This is a genomic window from Pricia mediterranea (genome assembly GCF_032248455.1).
GTDB classification, from domain to species: domain Bacteria; phylum Bacteroidota; class Bacteroidia; order Flavobacteriales; family Flavobacteriaceae; genus Pricia; species Pricia mediterranea.
The window spans coordinates 2,198,079-2,220,062 of the sequence record NZ_JAVTTP010000001.1; the positions used below are offsets into that span (position 1 = coordinate 2,198,079).

14 protein-coding genes are annotated in these 21,984 nt (G+C 50.2%); 9 read left to right on the forward strand and 5 right to left on the reverse strand.

Going from position 1 to position 21,984, the window contains the following annotated elements; genetic code table 11:
- Positions 1 to 29 precede the first annotated feature (29 nt).
- The 5 genes from RQM65_RS09135 to RQM65_RS09155 all read left to right on the forward strand — a co-directional run bounded on the left by RQM65_RS09135 (position 30) and on the right by RQM65_RS09155 (position 6,344).
- Positions 30 to 2,357 carry a hypothetical protein gene (locus RQM65_RS09135; RefSeq protein ID WP_314014360.1) on the forward strand — a complete coding sequence of 776 codons (2,328 nt, stop codon included), beginning with the start codon at positions 30 to 32 and terminating at the stop codon, positions 2,355 to 2,357.
- A gap of 45 nt (positions 2,358 to 2,402) precedes the next feature.
- On the forward strand, positions 2,403 to 3,095 hold the full coding sequence (locus RQM65_RS09140) for an orotidine 5'-phosphate decarboxylase / HUMPS family protein (RefSeq protein WP_314014362.1): 693 nt from the start codon (positions 2,403 to 2,405) through the stop codon (positions 3,093 to 3,095).
- Between the two features lie 221 nt (positions 3,096 to 3,316).
- On the forward strand, positions 3,317 to 4,342 hold the full coding sequence (locus RQM65_RS09145; protein ID WP_314014364.1) for a zinc-binding dehydrogenase: 1,026 nt from the start codon (positions 3,317 to 3,319) through the stop codon (positions 4,340 to 4,342).
- A gap of 4 nt (positions 4,343 to 4,346) precedes the next feature.
- Positions 4,347 to 5,147 (forward strand): SDR family NAD(P)-dependent oxidoreductase, encoded by an 801-nt coding sequence (locus RQM65_RS09150; RefSeq protein WP_314014366.1) that lies wholly within the window; start codon positions 4,347 to 4,349, stop codon positions 5,145 to 5,147.
- A 303-nt stretch (positions 5,148 to 5,450) separates the two neighbouring features.
- A complete protein-coding gene (locus RQM65_RS09155; RefSeq protein ID WP_314014368.1) occupies positions 5,451 to 6,344 on the forward strand; it encodes a sugar phosphate isomerase/epimerase family protein in 894 nt (297 codons plus the stop codon).
- A gap of 69 nt (positions 6,345 to 6,413) precedes the next feature.
- On the opposite strand, the gene RQM65_RS09160 is transcribed toward RQM65_RS09155, so the two are convergent.
- The 5 genes from RQM65_RS09160 to RQM65_RS09180 all read right to left on the reverse strand — a co-directional run bounded on the left by RQM65_RS09160 (position 6,414) and on the right by RQM65_RS09180 (position 16,380).
- Positions 6,414 to 8,678 carry a ligand-binding sensor domain-containing protein gene (locus tag RQM65_RS09160; RefSeq protein ID WP_314014370.1) on the reverse strand — a complete coding sequence of 755 codons (2,265 nt, stop codon included), beginning with the start codon at positions 8,676 to 8,678 and terminating at the stop codon, positions 6,414 to 6,416.
- Between the two features lie 170 nt (positions 8,679 to 8,848).
- On the reverse strand, positions 8,849 to 10,468 hold the full coding sequence (locus RQM65_RS09165) for an FG-GAP repeat domain-containing protein (RefSeq protein ID WP_314014371.1): 1,620 nt from the start codon (positions 10,466 to 10,468) through the stop codon (positions 8,849 to 8,851).
- The gene (locus RQM65_RS09170) at positions 10,450 to 11,691 is read right to left on the reverse strand and encodes an alkaline phosphatase family protein (protein ID WP_314014373.1); all 1,242 of its coding nucleotides are present in this window, start codon (positions 11,689 to 11,691) and stop codon (positions 10,450 to 10,452) included. The genes RQM65_RS09165 and RQM65_RS09170 overlap by 19 nt, the downstream gene beginning before the upstream one ends.
- Before the next feature lie 62 nt (positions 11,692 to 11,753).
- Positions 11,754 to 13,205: a SusD/RagB family nutrient-binding outer membrane lipoprotein gene (locus RQM65_RS09175; RefSeq protein ID WP_314014374.1), complete on the reverse strand. Its 1,452-nt coding sequence runs from the start codon at positions 13,203 to 13,205 to the stop codon at positions 11,754 to 11,756.
- Positions 13,206 to 13,215: 10 nt separating this feature from the next.
- Positions 13,216 to 16,380 carry a SusC/RagA family TonB-linked outer membrane protein gene (locus tag RQM65_RS09180; protein ID WP_314014376.1) on the reverse strand — a complete coding sequence of 1,055 codons (3,165 nt, stop codon included), beginning with the start codon at positions 16,378 to 16,380 and terminating at the stop codon, positions 13,216 to 13,218.
- A 163-nt stretch (positions 16,381 to 16,543) separates the two neighbouring features.
- Between RQM65_RS09180 and RQM65_RS09185 the strand changes: the two genes are divergently transcribed.
- From RQM65_RS09185 to RQM65_RS09200, 4 genes are read left to right on the forward strand one after another with little or no spacing between them, the layout of a single operon-like run.
- On the forward strand, positions 16,544 to 17,143 hold the full coding sequence (locus RQM65_RS09185) for a TetR family transcriptional regulator (protein WP_314014378.1): 600 nt from the start codon (positions 16,544 to 16,546) through the stop codon (positions 17,141 to 17,143).
- On the forward strand, positions 17,140 to 18,600 hold the full coding sequence (gene betB, locus RQM65_RS09190; protein ID WP_314014380.1) for a betaine-aldehyde dehydrogenase: 1,461 nt from the start codon (positions 17,140 to 17,142) through the stop codon (positions 18,598 to 18,600). The genes RQM65_RS09185 and betB overlap by 4 nt, the downstream gene beginning before the upstream one ends.
- A 30-nt stretch (positions 18,601 to 18,630) precedes the next feature.
- Complete coding sequence (betA, locus tag RQM65_RS09195; protein ID WP_314014382.1) at positions 18,631 to 20,250, forward strand: choline dehydrogenase; 1,620 nt, start codon at positions 18,631 to 18,633, stop codon at positions 20,248 to 20,250.
- A 56-nt stretch (positions 20,251 to 20,306) separates the two neighbouring features.
- A complete protein-coding gene (locus RQM65_RS09200) occupies positions 20,307 to 21,932 on the forward strand; it encodes a high affinity choline transporter 1 (protein WP_314014384.1) in 1,626 nt (541 codons plus the stop codon).
- The last annotated feature ends 52 nt before the right edge of the window (positions 21,933 to 21,984 follow it).

Here is a 21,984-nt window from a genome sequence, read left to right on the forward strand (position 1 = left end):
GGGCAATTCGTTTTAAATGAACCGCAGTTATGAACGGAAAAATATCCTGGCTGTTTTTGATCGTTGTATTCACCTGTTGCCAGGGCGGGAAAGAGCATCATCTTAATCTATCCAGAGTCACCCTGCTGATAGCACCTTCGATAGAAGCGTCTTTTGGTAAGACCGTAAAAACCGTCCTTTCCGAAGAAATCGGGAAAAGGACGGGACTAGAACTCGAGCTCGGCGATGCTTGGGACTCGGGACCTGTAATCGCCGTGACCTTAAGCGGGAATAGCGAATTGTATGGCAGAACGGTGCCGACCAGGGACGAAGGACATCCTGAAAACCAGAAAGAAGGCTACCGCTTGGTACATCAAACGGAGCATGGAAAAGACATACTTTATATAATAGGGGCCGACAAAAGGGGAATTCTATATGGCATCGGCAAGTTGCTGCGCACGGCCGACATGCAACAGGACCAATTCTCGATTGCCTCGGAAATCGATATTTCCGAATCTCCCGAATATGCCCTTCGCGGTCACCAATTCGGCTATCGCAACACTGCGAATTCGTGGGACGCATGGACGGTAGATCAGTTCGACCAACATTTTCGGGAACAGGTGCTCTTTGGGGCCAACAGTTTTGAGAACATCCCCTTTCAAGATCCCGGTTCGAGCGTTCACTTTAAGATCGATCCGCAAAAGATGGAAATCGAGCTGAGCAAGATCTGCGAGAAATACGATGCCGACTATTGGGCCTGGACCCCTGCCCCAGGTGACTTGACCCAACCCACCGCACGTAAAGAGGGGCTTCGACAGCAAGAAGCTTTTTATGCCCGATGCCCGAGATTGGACGGTGTTTTTGTGCCCGGCGGCGATCCGGGAGACAACCATCCGTCCGATTTAATACCCTACCTAGAGAACCTTTCCACGCTTTTAAGACAATATCATCCCAAGGCCGGCATCTGGGTCTCCCTGCAAGGTTTCGATAAGGAAAAAACGGATTATTTTTTCCGATATCTTGAAGAGAAAAGGCCGGACTGGCTCGCGGGACTGGTCAACGGGCCCAGCAGTCCGCCTTTGGAATTGGAGCGTAAGCGTTTGCCCAAGAAATACAAGTACCGCTTTTATCCCGATATCACCCATACGGTCCGCTGCCATTACCCCGTGAAAAACTGGGACCAGGCCTTTGCGCTGACCCTAGGGCGCGAGCCTTGCAATCCGCAGCCGCTACGATACACCGAACTTTTTCGTCGCGACGTTCCGATTACCGATGGCTTTATCACCTATTCCGACGGTTCGCATGATGATGTAAACAAGGCAATATGGAGCCAACTCGGCTGGAATCCGGAAAAAAAACCGGAGGATATCCTGATGGAGTATTCCCGCTTTTATTTCGGTCCCGAAACTGCGGTAGCGGCCACGGAAGCCACATTCGGACTAGAACGAAACTGGGAAGGTGCGATCGCGGACAACGCCACGATTAAGGGAACCCTGATGCGCTGGAAGAAGCTGGAAGCCGAGAACCCCCACCTGCAAGGCAACTGGCGCTGGCAACAGCTTCTCATGCGGGCCTATTACGATGCCTACATCCAAGCTCGCCTTGCCTACGAGAAAAACCTGGAGCAGGAAGCCTATCGTATTCTTGCCGATGCCGATAGGAAAGGAGCGGACAAAGCCATGGCCGAAGCTTTGAATCAGTTGCATCAAGCCGACCGAAAACCGGTGGCCCCATCCCTTAGGGAAAAGATTGTCCAGTATGCCGACAAACTGTACCGGTCTGTCGGGGCGCAGACCAGTGTGTCCAAACATCAGGCCCGCAGTGCTGAAAGAGGCGCTGTTCTCGATTTTATCGACCACCCCCTGAACAATAGATGGTGGCTAGAAGATGAGTTCGAAAAGATAAAAGCTTTTTCATCGGAAAGAGAAAAACTGGCTCGGATTAAATTCATTCGAACTTACGCATCGCCGGGGGAAGGTAGTTTTTATGACAATATTTCAAGTGTGGATGCCACGCACGTCACCTCGGAAACAGACGATGCCATCGATTATTTATGGGAAAATGATGGCCGAAGCAGAAGACGGCTGTCTACACAACTGTTCCAGTTTACACCGACCCTGGAGTATGACGGGCTCGATTCCGAAGCCGACTACCTGATACGCGTCGCGGGTTACGGGGAAGCCCTATTGCGCGCGAACGGAACACGGTTGAGTCCCTCTTTATATGAAAAAGAATACGGACAATTCAAGGAATTTCCTTTACCCAGGAATCTAATCGGTACCGGAAAGTTGAAAATTACTTTCGACACACCCAATGAGGCTCATCTCAATTGGAGAAAGCAGTCCCGCGTCACCGAAGTTTGGCTTTTGCGACAATGACTTAAAAAACCTTATATTTAGATGTCTTCAACATATACAACTACCATGAAACCCATCGTTCAGATTTCGCTGGACCTGACCCAAATCGACGAGGCGCTGGAAACAGCTGCCTTGGCTGTACGAGCAGGAGTCGATTGGCTGGAGGCGGGAACGCCGCTGATTCTGGCAGAAGGCCTGCACGGGGTGCGTAAATTACGGGAGGCCTTTCCCGAAGTGCCTATTGTCGCCGACCTGAAAACTATGGACGGGGGATACCTCGAGGCGGAAATGATGGCCAAAGCGGGGGCGACCCACGTGGTCGTCATGGCGCGGGCCCATGAAGAGACCATCAAAATGGTGGTGCGGGCAGGAAAAGATTATGGAATTAAGGTCATGGGCGACAATCTGGGCTGCGACGATCGTATTGCCGGTGCCCGACGGCTCGAGGCCTTGGGCTGTGATTACGTCATCCACCATATCGGCTACGACGAGCGCAGGGGCATTGCCGCAAGCGGGCAACGAATGCCAAGTCCGTTGGATGAGCTACGGGAGGTAGTGACTGCCGTAAACGTTCCGGTTCAGGCGGTAGGCGGACTGACCTTGGAGCAGGCCGTCAAGTGTCCCGAGTATGGGGCGCCCTTGGTGGTATTAGGCGCTCCGTTGACCATAGATGCCGATGCCTTTAAGACCGCCGACGGTGATCTGGAAACTTCCTTACGTCTTATCTGCGAAAAGATTCATGCCTATGGGGAGGTTTAAAGTGATAGGACAACGCCAAGGAAGCAGGAACAAAGCCGCTTATATGAGCCGCTGGTCCGTGATTGCAAACTTTTTCTATCAGTTGGCTAGTTTATTGGTTTATAAGTTAACAAAAAAACAGTTTGCTGATAATCAGCAAACTGGACGTCTTGTTAGATGATAGGGTTTAAGAGTCAGAAAACAGGAATTAGATAAGAGTTAGGAAAAATAGATTCTAAAATATGAAATCCGAAGCTGTAGTCAATTTTGCCCCGAAATCGGGAAGCGTGGAAATCCGCGAAATCCCAAAACCCTCTATCGGAGAAGAAGATGTGCTGTTGAAAGTCGCCAACGTCGGGGTCTGCGGTAGCGATCTGCACCAATGGACCGCCGACCATAGCTGGCCCGTAAACTATCCGGTTGTACTAGGCCACGAGTTCGGGGGCCATGTCGTTGAGTTGGGAAGTAGGGTAAAGGGATGGAAGGAAGGAAGTCGCGTAGTCAGCGAAACCGCAGCGGTCATCGACCCCGACAGTCCGCTTTCAAGGCAGGGATTCTATAATCTGGACGCCTCCCGAAAGGGGTTCGGCTACGGGGTCGATGGAGCCATGACCCGATTTGTCCGGGTACCCGCACGCTGCTTGCACCGAGTGCCGGAAAATCTGCCCTTTGAGCAGGCCTGTCTGACCGAGCCTTGCTCGGTGGCCTATAATGCCGTAGCAATGAACTCAAATATTGCTCCCGGGGACAGGGTCATCGTACTTGGACCGGGCACCATCGGAATCCTCTGCGCCGCCGTGGCAAGGTTGTGCGGGGCCGAAGTCGCCGTCGTTGGACTGGAGACCGATAAGGCAAGGCTTGAGATTGCCCGACACTATGGCTGTGAAGCTATCATCGGCGACGCGACGGAGTGGGGCGAGGGGCGGGACGGACTCGGGGCGGACTGTATCATCGATGCTACCGGGGCCAGTACCGCCTTAAGAACTGCCCTTCAGTTGGTGCGCCCCAAAGGCCATATCACCAAGGTAGGCTGGGGTCCGCAGCCCCTGGGTTTTTCGTTGGATGCCTTGGTACAAAAAAACATTACCTTGCAAGGGAGCTTTAGCCACAACTGGCCGATATGGGAAAAGGTATTGTCTCTACTCTCTTCGGGACAATTAGATGTCAAACCTATAATCGGCGGCGTTTGGGGGTTGTCAAATTGGCTGGACGCCTTCGAGAGGATGCATTCGGGCAAAGTGGTCAAGAGTATCCTAAAACCTGAGTAAAAAGATGCGATTACATAACAAGACCATATTAATTACCGGCGGTTATACCGGCATTGGCCGTGCCATGGCCAAACGTTGTGTCGAGGAAGGGGCCAAGGTCGTTGTCAACGGACTCGAAGATGCCAAAGGACAGCTATTGGTCGAAGAATTGGGCTCCGAAAACGCGCTGCACCATACCGTAGATGTCACGGCCGAAAACGCGCCGGTACAATTGATTGGGACCGCCCTTGAAAAATATGGAAAATTGGATGTCTTGATAAACAATGCCGCTTTGGTCTCGTCATCGAACATCGAAACAACCGACGATGCGTTCCTAAAGCGTGTTTTGGCCACCAATACAGTTGCCCCCTTGGCTTTGATCAGGGCCGCCTTGCCCCATCTGACCGAAACCCGGGGCTGCGTGCTGAACATTGGCTCCATCAATGCCTGGTGCGGCGAACCCGATCTGCTGGCCTATAGCATGTCAAAGGGCGCGCTTATGACGATGACCCGCAACCTGGGAGACACGCTATTCCGGGAAAACAGGGTAAGGGTCAACCAAATCAATCCCGGATGGGTGCTGACGGAACGGGAAATGGTGGACAAAAAGCGCCAGGGAATGCGCGAGGACTGGTTCAAAGACTTGCCGGACATCTTTGCTCCCGCCCAACGTATTTTTTCGCCGGAGGAGATTGCCGCGGCAGCCGTTTATCTGGTTTCGGACGAATGCGGACCGGTCAGCGCGCAGGTAATCGAACTGGAGCAATTTCCGCTTATCGGACGGAACCTTCCCAAAAAATGGGAAGGTTCACATGGAAGGGAGTAAGCAGTTGGCGGCAGGCAGCTTTTCAATTTGATGATTTTAAAATTAGACAATTTGAAAATGGAATATTTAGTAATCGAGCCAGTAATTCAAGGTCTAAAAAATGCTTCGCAGTCTGGTCTCGAAGTTTAAAGTGGTTTTATAAAGCCCGAAAAGCACTTTGATCCTTGAATCTACCGCAGGCAGACTTGAACTTTGAATTGTTTACAACGTCGATTAATGAAGGTTCTGACAACCACTTACCTTTCTGGGGTTGAACATTTTTCTTTGACTAACTACAAACAATAAATCCCAAAACAACAAAATATGCCAAAACTGGCCGTATTCCCCAAAGCTTTTATGCAGGAACTCTGCAAAAACGGAACGATGAAATTGACCGAGTGGATCGACTTGGCCTGTGGCCTGGAGGTCGAGGGCCTGGAATGGTATGCAGGTTTTTTGGAGATGGCGGACCCTTCGAAATGGACCGGCTTTCGCCAAGAGGTAGAAACTCGCGGAAAATGTATTCCTATGCTCTGTTGTTCCCCCGATTTTACGCATCCGGATAAAGCTTTTCGCCAAAAGGAAATCGAAAAACAACTTCGTTGGATAGAGATGACGGCCAGCTTGGGCGGCTCGTACTGCCGGGTACTGTCCGGACAACGACGCCCACAGCTTTCTACGGATGAAGGAATAGACCTAGCGGCTGCCTGTATCAAAGCCTGTCTGCCCAAAGCACGGGCTATGGGCATTACCCTGATTTTGGAAAACCACTATAAGGACGATTTTTGGGAATATCCGGAATTCGCGCAAAAAATGGATGTCTTTTGTCGTTTGGTCGAGCAAATCGACCACCCTAATTTCGGGGTCAATTTCGATCCGAGCAATGCGTTTCTAGCGGGGGAAGATCCCTTGGAATTACTCTATCATGTCTCCGACAGGGTGGTTACCATGCACGCCAGCGACCGTTATCTCATCGAAGGCACCGTAGAAGACCTACGGCAAGAAGAGGAAGGAAGCATCGGATATGCCCGCCGTCTTCGCCATGGTGAAATAGGAAAGGGACTCAATGACTACGATGCTATTTTTACCGAACTGGAACGGGTCGGATTCGATGGCTGGATCAGTATCGAGGACGGGGTCGAGGGAATGGACCAACTTGAACGCAGTGTCCATTTCTTACGAAAGAAAATAGCGGAGTATTGGCCGGAATTTCAATGATGTGTTCGAGGCTTTCGCTTTAGGGGAACCATTAAGAGCCGGTTGTCCCGGATCCTAATCTGCTCAGAACTATGATTCTCCATTCACTTCCCGTTCTTTGACCGGTTCGCTGATTACCCCCAAATAGCGCCCCATCCAGTAGGGTAATAGCCAGATATCGCCGGCGGAGTATTCCTGGGTGCCGTCACTTCCCAGTTTATCCAACCGGAACATATTGGCGTTGTGCCGCTGAATTCGCCGCTCGTCAGGGGGCAATACTTCCCGGGTAGTCTGTTCCCGAAAATTCGGGGCGATAAACTCGAGATCTTTCCGGTGGCTGTTTTTAATGTCCCAGGTAATAAGGTCCATCGGATGTTCGCGAAGATACCAAGCAGCTTCGTTCAAATCGAAATCAGGAGTCTCGGTCAGGGCGGTCATGATATTCCATAAGCCCTCCTTTTCAGGACGCTCAATTTCCCAGTGGTCGATAATGGCTTCCTTATATTTCGCTTGAAGGCTGTCATTGAAGGCATAGCGGTACAATCCCCAATAGCCCACAAAATACATCTCATCGTCGGAATGGTTCCACGATTCCGACAACATCTTACTCCAGTCATCGGCATCATCCGGGGCCATGCCCACTTGGTCCATCGGACGCATCAGGTTTTCGAGATAACCGTGATTTTCCATCAGATCGAAAGTTTTTTCCTTGTACTTCTCCTTGCCGGTAAAATGATAGGCGGTCTGTAACATTCCGATGATGTTCGAGGCGTTTATCTTTCGATCCCCGACCATTTTTGGTCGTGCGTTGACGTACTCGGGGTTCCATCGGCCCCAAGTAGTAGGCTTGCCATCGTAATCGACCATGTACATGTCGTTTCGTACGATATGCGACATCAGGGTGTCGATAAGGGTAATCGCCCGGTCTTTCAGATCATTGTCCATCAGTTCCGCCATGGCGCCGTAGGCGAACATATGCCCGATGGCCTCATCGCTACTGGTGGTCGCCTTCCAGTCCCATTCCGGATCGGAACTGTTTTGCCATCTATCGGGGTCGTGCAGTACATCGATATAGCCGCTGCGGTCGAACGAACGTGACGGAAACCCGGGAACGGGATTGATGCTGAACAATTTTTCCATGGCATCCATAGATTCCCTGCAGTTTTGCAGGGCTTCCTCAGATTGGGTTACCGCATAACGAAAGACCTGCCCGGCCAGGTACATGCTCGTCCAAAGTCCATCATTGTCGGAATCGGAGAGCCTTCCCATATCAAAATTGCCGTTCTCGAAATCCACCAAGGTCGCATTGAAACCGTAACGGATATGCCGGTCACGGACTTGCTTTTCAAAATATTGGGCTTTGTCGAACAGGGTCATTTTCTCGAATACGATCCGGCCCAGGCCCTTATCGGTGAGTATCAATACCGATCCGTCGGTACCTTGTGAAATATGCAGGACCTTATTGCCGGGCAACCAGCGTTTGCCATAGTAGTAGTCGAACTTGCCGTTTTCGCGTAGTTTGAACGCCCCTTGGGTCGAGCCGAACCATAACTGGCCATTGATAGCAGTGATATAGGTAATTTCGGTGGCGGGCAGCTGGTTATATCTTTCCCCAACCTGCTTTCCCGATACAGGGTCCATTACAATATATCCCGAATCGGAGCCGATGACCAGTTGTTCCCCGTTCAAGGCGAACGAAGTGAACCCTTCCCCCACTACCTTGGTTTCAAAACGGTTTGTGGTCGTATCAAAACTCGCCAAGGATCTTTCCCCTAACATCCAAAATTTTTGGGTATTGCCATCATAAAGCATATCCCTTACGGTATCGTCCATCAATTCACCGCTCCAACCGGCTTTGGATTTTGAAACAAACTGCAACGATCTGCCATCGCTGATCATAAAATCGAAGCCATCGCCCGAAACTACCCTATCCGCTTTGGGCAACTCATGTTCAAAATACGGTGTGCCCGCCCACGCATTGCTAAAGACCGCCTTGTCATCGACATAGACGAACTGATTCTGGTAGGTGGTCATGCCCCGCACGTTCTTATCGGTAAGCGGACGGTATGTTTTATCCTCAACTAAGGTGCCCGGATATAAAAATTGCCCGCTTTTGGTACGCAGCACTCCTTTATCGGACATCACCTGAATCACTTCGTTTCTATCCATGAAAGCCTTAGAAAGGGATGTGATGCCTTCATTGACATTATATTTGATCGCGTAATCCTGTAGGTAGGGTACATCGTCATAAACTGGCAATGCGGCCATGGATTCCTTTTCCTGATCATTGGGCTGGCAGGAAAGGCAGGTAACAGTGATAAGAACGAAGAGAAAATAAAAATTGGGTCGGTTCATGGTTCTATAAGAATTAAGTAGTTCTATAAACGATTCCCAACAAATAAATTGAATTATATGATATCGAGCCACCAGTATTTTATAGGCTTTGCATCATATCTTGACCAAAACTTGAATACAGGTTGAATTTGGGATGTAAAGTGTTAAGATAGTTGAAGCCTCTTCCCCTTTTATTGGAGCGTATTTTCAAGTAGAATGACCGACGGGCTCTCGGTCAACCATTTCTTGCTGAGCCCTGTGGTATCTCCCTTTGCAAAAAATTGTACTGACGAGCCCAGGGCAAGGTCGATATCCCCGTCACCGTCGATATCCCCGGCATCCATTACGACCCATCGTCCTTTGGTAGATTCAGCAAACGTCGAAGCCACAAATTCAAGGCCTCCCCGGTTCTCAAGGTACACAAAGCTTTCTTCGGGAGTATCGGCATAGTCGGGGAAGAAAGAGATAGCCGCTATATCAAGGTCGCCGTCTCCGTCATAGTCCCGAGAAAGGGCCTTGTACGCCCCATTTTGATGGTAAAAATAGGATGGTTCGAAATTCAGGTTCCCGGCATTGATGAAAATATAAATTCCATGGTACTCTTTTAAAATTGGAGTTTTATCCGCATTGTCCCCACAGACATACAGTATATCGTCGAGACCGTCTCCATTGAAATCGGCCAGTTCGAAGTATTGGCTGCCATTGAGCGGTGAGAAGCGCAATAAACGTCGTTCAACGAACTTTCCGTTTCCGACATTTTCAAAATAAAGGATGCCCTCGTCTCCCTGGGCCATCAGCACGAAGATATCGTTTTGCCCGTCTTTATTGTAATCGTTGATTATCGCTTTGATTGCACCGGGACCGATCTTTAGGACCTTGGAGGTATAGTTTCCGTTGCCCATATTCTCGTACCAGACCAGTTTCCCGGTCAGGTCTCCGTATTCGCAGGCGACGACATCCTGCAGTCCGTCATTGTTCAGGTCACCATAGGCCATGTCGACGGGACGCTGCAGGTTCGCGATCAATCGTTCCCCGCTTCCCCGGTCAATTGCCATTCCCTCGCCCTTGAATTTAAGCAGTGCCCCATCCGCGAGGTCATTGGGGTAGACATCCTTTCCAATGGTGGTCAAATAAATTGCTTCGGTATCTTGATGATAGTGGATGGGCGTGTTCGCCAGCTGCAGGTTGATTCCCTTTTCGAGGTCGGGATTTAAAAACGTCAATCCTTTTCCGTTGGGTTTCCCATCGCCGAATACCAGTCCCTTTTGACCGGAAAGAATCTTGACCATAGCAGTCAGCGGCGGGCTATTGGCATAGGATGCCTCGTTATATTTAAAATGCTTCAGCCCTGTTTTGATCGGCGTGTTCGGTTTCGGGGAAGGGGCCATCTCCGGAGCATTCTGCACGTAAAAGGCGACTAGCTTGTCCCAGTCTTCCCTGGCCACCAAAGGTTCTTCGGGAAAGACGTTAGCCTCTTTGACTATCGCCGCATTCCGAAAAGAACCGAAAATGCTATCGGGCTGGTGTTCGCCGTTGTATATGCCCAACCGGTTGCCCATGGCGGGCAGTACATCGAGTTTCCAAATTTCTTTCGATAATCTGTCGGGGGGTACGAATATATGGCAGCTGGCACAATGAACGTTGGCCAATTCCCTTCCGGAAAGGCTCGATATCGGTGGACTAGTTTCTGGGTTATTGGTCTCCTTGATCTGATTGCAGGAAAGAAGCAACACTCCTGTCACCAAATAGAATAAAATAGGTGGCGTTTTAAGAAAATCACACTTCCTCCATGTCAATTCTCCATCACCCATGTATTGACCGAATTGTGTTCGCCGATGAGAACGATCTTGTAAAAATCGGACGGAAGCTCAGAAACATCAAGGGTCGTCTTCTCCGCACCTGCCTTCACTTGACCCATGTTTTTATAGGTGTCTTGCCCTCCTACGGCAAATTTGTTGGTCGTGGCGATTCGGATTTCCAGTTTCTCGTTCGGTAGGAAAGCCTTCCACGTCAAGTTGATCTTCTTTCCTTTTAATGTCGATTTGGCCTCGGCGACCGATATCTCACCGGTCAGCGGTGCCCCGTCCAATTCCCAGAGCTGTTCTTTCTTGGGACGAATGTCCAGCGTACGCAACATAGAGGGCAGAATATCTACGACGTGGGGGGTATTACTTTTGAAATAATCGTTTAGGTCTTTTGCATTGGTGATAATCCAAGTGCTTCGTTCCCTATCGCTCTGTCCGCCATGTCCCCTTCCATCCTTGGGATTACGGCCGTGATCGGTAGTTATCCACAATTCCCAGTTTTCATCAAAGTTTTCGCTCCGGAATTCCATGGCGCCCCATATTCTTCCTATTTGGTCGTCCATGGTCTTAATTGCATCGTGAAATTGGTCGCTGTCGCCGTAGATATGCCCCATGTCATCGGTGTACTGCAAATAAAGCCATGAAATATCCGGGCCCTCTTCCTTTATGTGGCGGACGGCACCGGAGGTGACATGCTCGTCGATTTTATGGATATACTCCCGGTCGTTACCGTGCGGAAATGCAATGGTATCGAGTTCAAACCCGTCGAAATGGTAGTCCAATTCAATGTTTCCGGTAGCGTCGAGTCCGGATCCGACCAGTTTGGTGCGATTGTCAAGCCAAGTGGAGAAAATTGCCGTTTTGAGTTCCGGCCGGTGTTCGTCCGCATACCTAAAAATCGTCCGATACTCGTAATTGGGATCCTTAATTGAATTGCCCCATACGTTGTGCTTGTTCGCCCATGTGCCTGTCAGCAAACTGTTGTAGCCTACGGCCGAGATGGTCGGGGTTTCGGAGTAACCATCCTTTTCACCGCCTACAAGGGCACGGGTATATCCGCCATTTTCTGCAATGGCATCGAGGTTCGGGGTAGCGATTTCTTCGATGACGTCGGCCGAAATCCCGTCAACGATAGCAAAAAGCACTTTGGTGTCTTTCTGCGCGAATCCCATCGTTCCGATAAGAAGGCACATCCAAATAAAGCTGATAATTCCTTTGTTCGTAAGCATTCTATGTTCTTATGGATTCCAAATGTAATTTATTCAAAGTTTCCGAGCCTGAACTTTCGCGTCTATTCGATAAGCCACATTACCGCGTTTATATTATCCCCTTCGGGAAACTGTCGTGAAATCGCCTCCTCCAGATTGGCGGGATTGTTGGTCGTCTCGCTTTCGGGGTAGAGCCATCGTTTCGGTATTCGCCCCCCGTTCAGCACCCCGCCTCCGGAGACATCGAACTCGGGGAATCCGCTTCGCCTCTGCTCGTAGAAAATTTGCCATCCTGTATTCATGAACAGGGCGATATGCTTCTGCTGCAAGATACTTTTGATTTCGTTGGAAGCATCCAACTGCACGGCAGCACCAGCCAGATAATCTTCTGCTCCCGTAACATTGAAAAAGTCGAAGGATGCACGGATACCCTCATTGTAATATTCTTCGGTTTCGCCCCCGATCCACCCCCTTGCGGCGGCCTCGGCCAGTATAAACTGCAGTTCGGCGTAGCCCATCAACAGACTGGGCTCGTTTATGGGATCGTTATAGTAGCGCGGGTTGATTCTAGAGGCCTCCCCGGCAACGGCCTTGGCCGAATTTTCATCAAAGGGGGCGCTGCCCAATAGTCCGTCATAGGCCTCGAAATCCGTTTCGTCGGCATCGCCGGCGTTCGGCTTTTGATCGGCAAAGACAAACAGGCGGGGATCTTCGAACAACTTTAAACGGTCTACAAAGGTTTTTTCCATGTAATAGGCGGTCTGTATGGCGTTATCATTATAATAGGGATAACGATTATCCTGTATATCGAAATATTCAAGGGCGCCATTGTCATCGTTCGATCCAAACAAGGGGTACCGGGAAGGGTTAGACACTACCGTGCTGAACCGGTCCGCAATGTTCAGTTGGGGATTCCCGGTTTTTTTGGACAGCCCCATGAGCACCCTCAAGTAATACGAGTTGATCAGTTTGCGCCATTTTAGCTTATCACCGTCGTATACGATATCGCCTGAAATGGTGCCTTCGTTTTGAGCCAAGGCATCGGAGGCCTGCTTCAGGTCGTTCAGTACTTTGACAAAGATATCCTCTTGCCGATCGTAAGCCGGAGCATAGATTTCCTCGGCCACACTTACGGCCTCACTATAAGGTACGTCGCCAAAAACCTGGGTAATCTCGACAATAAAGTAGGAGTTGAAGAACTTGGCCAAAATCGAATAGACCTCCTCTTCGGTGCGCTCCGCCTCCTGGACCATTTTGCTGACCTGTTTGAGGTTGTCGTAACCGCCGAATCCAGCTTGCGTCCAATTGTAATATTGTTCTGCAATGACCCCATCGGTATTGGTCAAATATCGACTGGCCAAGCCCGCTGATAGACTGACATTGGTAAAGGCCTCGACCTCAATATTGGTCAGGATCAAGCTCGGCGGCACTTGGGTGGCTCGGTTGGGATCATCTTGCAGCTCTTCCGTTTTTGTACAGCCGACGGCAAAGAGCAGCAATAAGCATAGAAACGTGTTTATAAAGGAATGTCTCATGGTTTGTTATTTAAAATTTCAGGTTTACATTGAGGCCCATGTTTCTGGTCGAAGGCGCCTGTAAGTTGTCCACGCCCGTATCGGGATCGACATGGGGCAGATCAGAGGCCAGCCATAGGTTTCGTCCGATAAGGGAGACGCTCAATGCATCCAAAGGGGTCTGGGCCAACTGCTCGTTACTGAAATTGTAGGTCAGCGTTACCTCCCTTAGTTTGATAAAAGTTTCTTTATAATAGTGGTAATTATTGTTGTGATAGTTGCTGGTGGTCTGCATAAAGTTGATGTAGTTTACGGCCTCATCGTTCGATTCGTAAACGCGGGTGTCGTTGGTTATATTTCCGTTGATGTCGTATTCCACCGAACCATCGACCACTTTGACCCCCTGCCCCACATAGGTGCTTTCGCCATTGTTGGCATCCGTTCTAAATTGGTTGACCGTTCCTCGATGGGTGCCTCCCCACCACATTTTCTGATTGGTGCTTGAGTATATCAAGCCCCCGATCCGCCCGTCGAACAAAAAGGACAAGGCAATGTTTTTATAATTGAAGGTGTTAGAAAGCCCGTAGGTCCAATCCGGTTCGTCATACCCGATAAACCTCCTGTAAGGGTCATCTACCGGGAACCCGTTTTCAAAAATGATCTCGCCGTTTTCATTGGTCTGAAAGACATTGGCGTAAATGCGATCGGTGCGGTCGCCCACCTGGATCAGGTCTTCGGTCTGCTGCTTATCACCATAAATCTCGTCCTGATATCTTCTATACCGACTCAGGTTTGCCAGCAGGTCCCAACTGAAATTCTCGGTCTGTACCGGCTTGGCGTTAAGTACGAATTCCACACCTTTTCGCTTGAAAATGTCTCCGTTCAAGAGGATACTCTCATAGCCTGACGCATCGGAAATCGGACTAAAGATCAGGTTATTATAGTCCTCTGATTCATAATAGGTGGCGTCCAGCCCCAACCTGTTTCCAAAAAAGCGTACGTTCGCCCCTATTTCCCAAGTGTCGGAAGTTTCCGGCTCGAGCTCGGGCGACAAGAGGTTGCTGCCGAACTCCGCGGAAGGCACGCCTCCCCATGTAGCTCCTTTGTCATAGGCCTGTATATATCGGTAAGGGTTTTCGTCATCGGAGCTTGTCCGAATTTTCCCTTCCGAGACCCGTGACCAAGAGCCCCTTAATTTGGCAAAGCTCAACCATTGGGGGGTATCAAAGAGGCTGGACAACACGACCGACCCTGAAACGGAAGGATAGAAAAATGAATTGTTGCCCGCCGGCAAGGTGGAGACCTTGTCGTTTCTTCCGGTCAAACTGAGATAAAAGGCATTGTAAAATTCAAGGTCCACAAATCCGTAAACACTCTGAATACTTTCTTTTTCTTCCCGGTTTTCGGCGATAAAGGTCGATCCTGCGTTATTGTCGAGATTATAAAAACCTGGGATGTTCAGGCCGTCGGTCGCGGTCGATCCGCCGGTGGTTTCCCTGAAATAGTTGGAATAGGCCACCTCCCCGCTGACACTGAAATCCCTGCTGAACTCTTTTTCATATTTTAGCCCGATATCTGTGGTGATATCAAAATAATTGTAATCAGCTATCGTAAAGTTTCCTCGCGATTTGTCTCCGTATCCGATATAACTCTTCGGTTCTTTATAGGTTCTGTGCAAGCTATACACATTGACTCCCGATCTTCCCTTTAGACTGAGTTCCGGTGTCAGCTCGTATTCAAAGTTGAGGTTTCCGAAAACATTGTCCTTATCGTATCCTTGAAGGTATTCCCGGGCCTGAAATTGTGGATTGTTGTAATACGATATGTTGAAATGACGTTGCTGGAAGCCCTCCTGGCCTTCCCTCCAATAGTTTTTAAGGTCGTTCACGTCGACGTCAACCCCCGTCCAAAGTACCAGATTATAAAGGTAGTTCGTAGGACCGTAGCCTACTGACGGGAAATTGTCGGTGTACTGCTTGTTATAGGTCAGGTTGGTACCGATCGTCAACTTGTCGGAAGGGGTCATGGTACCGCCCAAGGTGAAGGAGGTGTTGCCAAGATCAGTATTGGGTACGATACCCAGTTGATAGACGTTCGAGAGCGAAGTTCGGAAGCTCGCTTTTTCACTGCCCCAATCAACGCTAACGTTATTGGTCTGTATCATTCCGGTGCGAAAGAAGTTCCGGATATTGTTCTTGCCCCGTGAAGTAAAGGGGATGGGTACCCGCTCGCCCGTCACCGGATCAACGGGACTGTTGTATTGCGGGGTCTCAAAAAAACCGCTAGGGGTCGATGGGTCGGGCTGATCTACGCTTGGACCCCATATCCAACCTCCGCCTTCGCTCCCCGAACCGGTTCCGTCGATGTAGGCATATACGCCCTGGTTCCCGTTTCCGTACTGCGTCTGAACGTCAGGCACCCTGATGAAAGAGGGCTGGAACATCGTAGAACTGTTCACGGAGACGGTCAGTTTGCCTTCCTTACCCTTTTTGGTCGTAATCATAATGGCCCCGTTTCGCCCGACAGAACCGTAAAGGGCAGAAGCCGTAGCCCCTTTCAGTACGCTGATGTTGTCAATATCGTCGGCATTCACCTTCCAGATATCTGTAGTCCTGTCCGGGATACCATCTATCACTAGCAAGGGACTTGCGCCTCGTAAGTTTATTTCGGGATTTTGGAAAAGGTCGGTGGAATTCTTGATGGTAAGTCCCGCCACTTTACCCGTCAGGGAATTGACCACGTTGGGCTCCTTGGCTTTTTCGAGAGAACTCCCTTCGACCTCCTGCACGGCGTACCCCAAGGCTTTGGTCTCCTTTCTGATACCCAAGGCAGTGACCACGACCTCGTCTAGCGTACTTGCCTCGATGGCCAGAGGTATGGTTAGGTCGGACTTGTTCCCGACCAGGATTTCCTGGGTGGTATAGCCCACATAAGAAATCTCCAAAACCGATTCTTCCGATGGTACCTTGATTTCAAAATTACCGTCAAAGTCGGAAACCACTCCGGTCGCCGTGCCCTGTATGACCACGCTGGCCCCGGGCAACGGCTGTTCACTTTCGGCATCGATGACCGTCCCCGTAACTTGTTTTTCCTGGGCCAGTCCGAGGGTCACCGAAAACAATAGTATTGCAGCACTGAATAGAACTTGGCAATATTTTCTCTTTATCCTGGTACGGGCTTCCATTTTACTGTTCATGGTTGATAAGGCTTATGGTTTAAAAATTGATCGGTCGGATACGCGCCGACTATAGCCGTAACTCCGAACGGGGCGAAAATAGGAAAATATTTTGATTGAACAATCAATCAATTTAAATTTAATTGTAGTATCATTGTAGCGTTTTTATTGAATCTATTCACCGATGGGAAGAAAAAGCCTTAAGGAAGTCCGACAAAAAGAAACGGTCGAGGCCTTTTATCAAGTGGCGAAAAAAGAAGGCTTGGAAAATGCCTCCCTGGCCAAAGTTGCCAAGGAAATGGGGGTCAATACCAGTTTGGTGCTCCATTATTTCGGTTCGAAAAACGAGCTCATTTATGGCCTCATCGACTTTATAATGAAGCGCTACAAGAGCTTATACTCCATAAAGGATGATGTAAACACTGGAGATTCCCATTTGGAACAAGTTCTAAACAATCTGTTTTCCAGGGAATGGAACGAGGTGGTGGAAGACGGGGTTTTCTACGGATGTTTTACGCTGGCCTTCAAGGACGAAAAAATCAAGGCCGCCTTTAAGGAGCTACACGAGAACCTGAGGTCGCTACTCGTACAAGCCATAGAGGATGCAAAGAAGAACGGCGAAGTAGATGTAGAAGATTCGGCAGAGGCCGCGGACCTCATTTATATCCTGGTCGAAGGGGCCTATTATTATCTTTCGCTGTACGAACAGAACGAAGCCTATTACAAAAAACAGGAGAAGTATAAACAAGCGGCGTGGAACATCCTTAAAATGAATAAACAATGACAAAAGAACACTCTTATTTATACTATGAGGGAAAAAGACAAGTGGCAAGTTCATCCAACCACTTTGATAATATCAATCCCGCGACCGGAAAAATGATGCATACCGTTCAATCCGCCTCCCGTGATGACGTCGAGGCTGCCGTACAGTCCGCAAAATCGGGATTTCAAATCTGGTCGGCCATGGCTCCAACGGAGCGGGGCCGTATCCTTAGAAAAGCGGCGGAACTTTTACGCGTTAAAAACGAGGAAATTGCCCGAATCGAAGTAGAAGATACCGGGAAGCCCCTTTCAGAGGCCATCGCGGTCGATGCGCATTCCGGTGCCGACGCCTTGGAGTATTTTGGAGGGATAGCCGCATCCCTTCACGGGGAACATTACGATCTGGGAGGAAGCTTTGCCTACACAAGGCGGGAGCCTTTGGGGATTTGTGCCGGAATCGGGGCATGGAACTATCCCGTGCAGATCGCCTGTTGGAAATCGGCCCCTGCCCTGGCCTGTGGCAATGCCATGATCTTTAAGCCGGCCGAACTCACCCCCCGTTCCGCGGTTCTGCTGGCAGAGGTATTTACCGAGGCCGGCCTGCCCGATGGCGTATTCAACGTGGTGCAGGGCGAGGCGGAAGTGGGGCAGATGCTGACCGGCCATCCCGACATCCGCAAGGTCTCCCTAACAGGCGAAGTGGGCACGGGGAAAAAAGTAATGGCCGATGCCGCCACTTCGCTGAAACATGTCACCTTGGAGCTAGGCGGAAAATCGCCCTTGATCATATTTGAGGACGCCGATATCGATGAGGCGGTGAACGGGGCAATGATGGCCAATTTTTATACCCAGGGGGAAATCTGCTCCAATGGCACCCGCGTCTATGTAGCGGAATCCATAAAATCGGAGTTTCTTAAAAAATTGGTCGCGAAAACCGAAAAGCTCAAATTAGGAAACCCGATGAAAATGGATACCCAGGTGGGCGCCTTGATCAGTAAGGAACATATGAATAAGGTGCTCGGCTATATTGAGAAAGGCCGAGCGGAGGCCCGCTTGATCCTAGGCGGTGAACGCTGTGAAGCCATAGCGGAATGCCAAGACGGATATTTTGTGACCCCCGCCATATTTGAGGCGAAAGACGACTCCGCCAGTATCGCCCAAGACGAAATTTTCGGTGCCGTAATGACCGTGCTATCGTTCGAAAGTGAAGAAGAAGTGGTGCAACGCGCCAATGACACGGTCTACGGGCTCGCAGCGGGGGTATTTACCCGCGACTTGGCCCGGGCACACCGGGTAATCAATCAATTAGAGGCCGGAATGTGCTGGATCAACAACTACAATGTCACCCCAGTAGAAATTCCTTTTGGCCCTTATAAACAGTCGGGAATCGGTAAGGAGAACGGTTTGGCTGCACTGGATGCCTATAGTCAACTAAAGACCGTCTATGTAGAGATGGACAAAATCGACAGTCCCTACTAAGGCTGTTTTAATTCAAAACAAACACCAGCTATGAGCTATGACTATGTAATCGTGGGCGGCGGGTCCGCGGGATCCGTTTTGGCCAATCGATTGAGCGAAGACCCAAACACCCAAGTATTGGTCCTCGAAGCGGGGCGACCGGACTACATCCTCGATTTTAGGATCCACATGCCCGCCGCCCTTAGCTTTCTATTGACGGGAACCACCTATAACTGGGGCTACACCTCCGATCCGGAGCCTTATATGAACCAACGCCGCATCGCCCAACCCAGAGGAAAAGTGCTGGGAGGGTCCAGTTCCATCAACGGGATGATCTGGATTCGTGGTAACAAAGGCGATTACAACAAATGGGGCCGGGAAAAGGGATTGGAAGACTGGGACTACGCCCATGTACTGCCCTATTTCAAAAAATTGGAGAACCGTCTCAAAGGTGCCGACAAGTACCACGGTGACGAAGGGCCTTTAAAGTTGACTACGCCGAAAAATGAAAATCCCCTTTTCGAAGCCTTTTTTGAGTCCGTTCAGGAAGCGGGCTATCCCTTGACCGACGATGTAAACGGGGCCCAACAGGAAGGCTTCGGAAAGTTCGACCAAACGATTTACAATAGCCGGCGCAAAAGTGCGGCACGCTCCTATCTTCATCCCGTAAAAGACAGGGACAACCTTACCGTACTGACCAAGGCCATGGTCCACAAGGTGCTTTTCGATGGGAAAAAAGCGGTCGGGGTCGAATACAAAAAAGGCAGTAAGGTACATACCCTGCGCGTCAACAAGGAGGTCATATTATGTGGGGGGGCCATAAATTCCCCACAGCTGCTGCAACTGTCCGGAATCGGTAATGCCGATGAACTCAAAAAACATGGGATTTCGGTTGTTCACAATTTACCGGGCGTCGGCGAAAACCTACAGGACCATTTGGAAGTGTACATGCAATGGGCCTGTAAGGAACCGGTCAGCGAATACCCCAACCTGAGTCCTTGGCGCGCCCCTAAAATAGGCTTCGATTGGCTCTTCCGTCGCAAGGGTCCGGGAGCAACCAACCATTTTGAGGCTGGCGGGTTTATCAAAAGCCGCGAAGACAAGCCCTATCCCGACCTACAATACCACTTTTTGCCCTTGGCCATCCGATACGACGGCTCGGCCCCGAGCGAGGGACATGGCTTTCAGCTCCACGTGGGGCCCATGAACACTGACGTGCGGGGACATGTAAAGATTAAATCCTCCGACCCCTACGAAGCTCCGTCCATCCTGTTCAACTACCTATCTACCGAACAGGAACGGGAAGATTGGATCGCCGCGGTGCGAAAGACACGGGGACTGATAGAAACCTCCGCGATGGAAAAATACAAGGGCAAGGAAATATCCCCGGGCAAATCCGTAACTACCGAGGAAGAGATTCTAGACTGGGTCGCCCAGGAAGGAGAAAGTGCCTACCACCCGAGTTGTACCTGTAAAATGGGACTTGACGAAATGGCCGTGGTCGATGACCGGCTTCGGGTACACGGGGTCGAGAATCTTCGTGTCGTCGATGCCTCGGTTATGCCTTACATTACGAACGGCAATATTTATGCCCCGGTCATGATGATCGCCGAGAAAGCGGCCGACCTAATAATGGGCCGCCCCACCTTACCCCCGGAAAAAGAGGTCTGACCGACAGAACTTCCCGTACCCCTGAGAACCAGCAAACCTGAGAAAACCGATATTGTATGTTAAACCGTAAAATACTCAAGAACCTACGCCCTACGCTCTATTTGATGCTGGCACTGGCCTTGGCAGGCGGATATCTTTTCTTGTTTACGGATTCCCCGGTCTTCTGGCCCGGGTTTATAGCCATGATCTTCTTTTACGGACTTATATTTTATATGGGAACCTATGCCGCCACCATGCGGCAGTCCGGAGGAGCGGACGATGTTTTGTTGGCAGGGAGGAACATTCCGTTGTGGATCGGAATTTTTACAATGAGCGCCACTTGGGTGGGCGGAGGCTATATAAACGGCGCCGCCGAATACACCTATGACGACGCTTATGGGCTGCTTTGGGTGCAGGCTCCGTGGGGCTATGGCCTTAGTCTTATCATCGGGGGCCTGTTCTTTGCACGTAAAATGAGACGGTTCCGTTTTAAGACCATTCTCGATCCCTTGGCACAACGCTATGGCAAGAAAATGAGCGTGTTGCTCTTTCTGCCCGCTCTTTTGGGCGAAATATTCTGGACTGCCGCCATCCTGACGGCACTGGGTGCTACCTTTGCAACGATCCTCGGATTGGACATCCGTACAGCGATCGTTATCTCATCGCTTATCGCCATCGCCTACACGGCCATCGGTGGCATGTGGGCGGTAGCCCTGACCGACGTGGTACAGCTTGCATTGTTGATTATCGGGCTGCTCATCGTGATTCCCTATGCGCTGCATGAAGTAGGGGGATGGGATTTTGCATGGGAACAGTACCAATTGAATATGGGCGACCTGGCCGGGATCTTGCCGACAAAAGAAGCCTTGGGCGATTACTACTATAACTGGTGGGATTTTGCGTTACTCCTGATTTTCGGGGGCATCCCCTGGCAGGTGTATTTTCAACGGGTGCTCTCATCAAAGAACGAAAATACCGCGGTCCGGTTGTCCGTCATGGCGGGTTTCGTCTGTATCTTGGCCGCCATTCCGCCGGTAATGATCGGGGTCATCGGCCAGGCCGTTCCTTCTTGGGAAGCCGTTGGCGCTGCCGGGGCACCCGACAACTCCGCCTTGATCCTTCCTTACGTCGTTCGCTATCTCACCCCTGATTTTGTAGCCACCATCGGACTCGGTGCCATTGCCGCCGCGGTCATGTCTTCCGTGGACTCCTCTATCCTCTCGGCATCGTCCATGACAAGCTGGAACGTGTATCGGCCTATTTTTCGTCCCAATGTTTCAAACGAGGCCTTGGCGAAGGTAATCAAAAGGTGTATTTGGATCATCGGTATTGCCGGGACCTTGCTGGCCCTTAACATTACCAGTGTCTATGCCCTGTGGTTCTTATGCAGCGATTTTGTCTATGTTTTGCTGTTTCCCCAGTTGGTCACCGCATTGTTCTACAAGAAGGCCAACTTCATCGGATCTTTGGCAGGATTCGCTGTGAGCTTTATCCTGCGCTTTGGAGGTGGCGATGCTACCTTGGGAATTCCCGTGCTTATAGATTATCCCATGATACAGGACGGGGAGGTTCTATTTCCGTTCAGGACCCTGTCCATGGCTTCAGGATTGGTTACCATCATCGTAGTTTCTTGGTTCACCCAAAAATGGAGCCCCTCAAGACCGTTAAAAATAGTAGGAGACGGGGAGGAGCTTGAAAAATAATGCTTAATTTCAAAAAGTACCAAAAAAAAGGATATCTTAAGCTCTCCCTGCA

What these genes read in the sequence shown, in the direction of transcription:
- RQM65_RS09180 (WP_314014376.1), bottom strand. Translation starts at nt 16,380, where the DNA reads ATGAACAGTAAAATGGAAGCCCGTACCAGGATAAAGAGAAAATATTGC.
- betA (WP_314014382.1), top strand. Translation starts at nt 18,631, where the DNA reads ATGAGCTATGACTATGTAATCGTGGGCGGCGGGTCCGCGGGATCCGTT.
- RQM65_RS09145 (WP_314014364.1), top strand. Translation starts at nt 3,317, where the DNA reads ATGAAATCCGAAGCTGTAGTCAATTTTGCCCCGAAATCGGGAAGCGTG.
- betB (WP_314014380.1), top strand. Translation starts at nt 17,140, where the DNA reads ATGACAAAAGAACACTCTTATTTATACTATGAGGGAAAAAGACAAGTG.
- RQM65_RS09140 (WP_314014362.1), top strand. Translation starts at nt 2,403, where the DNA reads ATGAAACCCATCGTTCAGATTTCGCTGGACCTGACCCAAATCGACGAG.
- RQM65_RS09160 (WP_314014370.1), bottom strand. Translation starts at nt 8,678, where the DNA reads ATGAACCGACCCAATTTTTATTTTCTCTTCGTTCTTATCACTGTTACC.
- RQM65_RS09165 (WP_314014371.1), bottom strand. Translation starts at nt 10,468, where the DNA reads ATGGGTGATGGAGAATTGACATGGAGGAAGTGTGATTTTCTTAAAACG.
- RQM65_RS09175 (WP_314014374.1), bottom strand. Translation starts at nt 13,205, where the DNA reads ATGAGACATTCCTTTATAAACACGTTTCTATGCTTATTGCTGCTCTTT.
- RQM65_RS09200 (WP_314014384.1), top strand. Translation starts at nt 20,307, where the DNA reads ATGTTAAACCGTAAAATACTCAAGAACCTACGCCCTACGCTCTATTTG.
- RQM65_RS09135 (WP_314014360.1), top strand. Translation starts at nt 30, where the DNA reads ATGAACGGAAAAATATCCTGGCTGTTTTTGATCGTTGTATTCACCTGT.
- RQM65_RS09185 (WP_314014378.1), top strand. Translation starts at nt 16,544, where the DNA reads ATGGGAAGAAAAAGCCTTAAGGAAGTCCGACAAAAAGAAACGGTCGAG.
- RQM65_RS09155 (WP_314014368.1), top strand. Translation starts at nt 5,451, where the DNA reads ATGCCAAAACTGGCCGTATTCCCCAAAGCTTTTATGCAGGAACTCTGC.
- RQM65_RS09150 (WP_314014366.1), top strand. Translation starts at nt 4,347, where the DNA reads ATGCGATTACATAACAAGACCATATTAATTACCGGCGGTTATACCGGC.
- RQM65_RS09170 (WP_314014373.1), bottom strand. Translation starts at nt 11,691, where the DNA reads ATGCTTACGAACAAAGGAATTATCAGCTTTATTTGGATGTGCCTTCTT.